At 62.4% G+C, this 2141-nt stretch carries 2 protein-coding genes; one reads left to right on the top strand and one right to left on the bottom strand.

Annotation, left to right across the window (positions count from 1 at the left end):
- Positions 1-359: 359 nt before the first annotated feature.
- A complete protein-coding gene (locus tag IV091_RS13655; RefSeq protein WP_293469629.1) occupies positions 360-1508 on the bottom strand; it encodes a branched-chain amino acid ABC transporter substrate-binding protein in 1149 nt (382 codons plus the stop codon).
- A gap of 97 nt (positions 1509-1605) precedes the next feature.
- Between IV091_RS13655 and IV091_RS13650 the strand changes: the two genes are divergently transcribed.
- Positions 1606-2141 (top strand): TetR/AcrR family transcriptional regulator (locus IV091_RS13650; protein WP_293469627.1); only part of this gene is annotated, 536 nt, incomplete at its 3' end.

Genomic DNA, 2141 nt, shown 5'->3' with positions numbered 1-2141 from the left:
ATAGCCGCAGGCCGGCGCGTCGGTCAGTGCCAGGCGCAGGGTGCCGGTCTCGGCAGTGCTTCCGCCGCCACCGCCGCCACAGGCCGCAAGACTCGCCACGGCGACGCCGCCCAGGACCAATTTCAAATTATTAAGCAGCTTCATATCAATTCCTCTGTAAATATAGTTTCCAGGTACGTACAACGGGGTTCCATGGCTACGTATCGATGTCGAGCATAGCGGCCCAACCCCATGCGGCGTTGTAGGACAAAGTAACAATACTCACAGGTGTTTCAGCCCAATGCGCGTGAGGCGAGAGCACCTCGCCCCCCTGTTTGTGGCTTGCCGCGCCGTGAAAGGCCATGCGGCCAGTCATCAGATCAGTTCAGCGCCACCCGCACGTTGTTCTTGTAGGTGTAGAGCGTCACGGCCGGCTTGGTCAATTCGCCCTGGCTGGTAAAGGCGATGTTGGCGGTCACGCCCTTGAACTGGGTTTTGCCGATGAAGGGCAGGTAGGCCTTGGGATCTGTCGAGTTGGCGCGCTTCATGGCGTCGACCAGCACAAAGGTCGCGTCGTAGGCGTAGGGGCTGTAGATCTGGAACTGGCCCGGGAACTTCGCGTCGTACCTTTTCTTCCACTCGGCGCCGCCCTGCATTTTTTGCAGCGACGCGCCGCCGGTGGCGCAGGTCACGTTTTTGAGCGATGCGGCCTTGCTCGACAACTCGGGCAGCTTTTCGGTGCACAGCGCGTCGCCGCCAAAGAACTTCACGCTGGACAAGCCCAGCTGCTCCATCTGGCGCAGCATCGGGCCGGCCTGCGCGTCCAGGCCACCAAAAAAGATGGCGTCGGGCTTTTTGCTCTTGATGCTGGTCAGGATGGCCATGAAGTCGGTGGCCTTGTCGCTGGTGAATTCCTCGCCGACCACTTCCATGCCTTTTTGCCTGGCCGTGGCCTTGAACACGTCGGCCACACCCTGGCCGTAGGCCGTGCGGTCGTCGATGATGGCCACGCGCTTGAGCTTGAGCGCGTCGTGGGCAAAGATCGCCAGCGCAGCGCCCAGCGCGTTGTCATTGGCAATCAGGCGAAAGCTGGTCTTGTAGCCCGGCTTGGCCAGGTCGGGGTTGGTGGCAGAGGCCGTGATGTGCGGGATGCCGCACTTGTTGTACACGGTGGATGCCGGAATGGTGGTGCCGGACTGCAGGTGGCCCACCACGCCCGCGACCTTGCTGTCGCACAGCTTCTGGGCCACGGCGGTGGCCTGGCGCGGGTCGCCGGCGTCGTCTTCGGCCACCAGCTCGAACTTGATCTTTTTGCCGCCAATCACGAGGTTCTGGGCATTGAGTTCGTCAATCGCCAGGTGCACGCCGTTTTCGGTGTCCTTGCCGATGTGCGCAATGCCGCCCGAGGTGGGGCCGGCGTGGGCGATTTTCACGGTTTGCAGCTCCTGAGCCTGGGCCATGGAAGCGGCCAGGGCCAGCACGGCGGCGGTGATGCAGGAAAGGGCGTTCAGCTGGAAATGGAGGAACATGTCGGATCGCTTGTGGGAAATTGAAAATTATAGGACTGCCCCACGGTGGATTCAAGTTACTAGACGACTGGTCTACTTTTTGGTGTAGACTCGCGGCATGCAACACGACCACACGGATGTCCGCCAGCACATCCTCAATACGGGACGGTCCATTATTTTGGGCAAGGGGTTCTCGGCCGTGGGCCTGAATGAAATCCTGTCCACCGCCCGCGTGCCGAAAGGCTCGTTTTACTACTACTTCAAGTCCAAGGAAGCGTTTGGCGAGGCGCTGGTCGCCGGCTACCTTTCAGACTACCTGGCGCATGTAGACGCCCTGCTGGCGCCTGACGGCAGCGCGGCGGCGCAGCGCCTGATGCGCTACTGGCAGAGCTGGATGGACACCGGCGTCAGCGACAGCCCGGAATGCAACTGCCTGGTGGTCAAGCTCAGCGGCGAGGTCTCCGACATGTCCGAAGCCATGCGCGTGGCCTTGCTGGGCGGCACCCACCAGATCATCGCGCGGCTGGCCGACTGCATCGGGCAGGGCGCCGCTGATGGCTCGCTGCCGGGCACGCTCAATGCACCCCAGACCGCGCTGACGCTGTACGAGCTGTGGCTGGGCGCCGCCTTGCTGACCAAGCTCAGGCGGGAGCG

The organism is Polaromonas sp. (assembly GCF_018780625.1).
Lineage (GTDB): Bacteria > Pseudomonadota > Gammaproteobacteria > Burkholderiales > Burkholderiaceae_C > Polaromonas.
This window is presented reverse-complemented; position numbering and strand designations above follow the sequence as displayed.

Bases quoted from the DNA above. Each gene is read 5' to 3' on its own strand.
- IV091_RS13655 (WP_293469629.1), bottom strand. From the start codon at position 1,508: ATGTTCCTCCATTTCCAGCTGAACGCCCTTTCCTGCATCACCGCCGCC.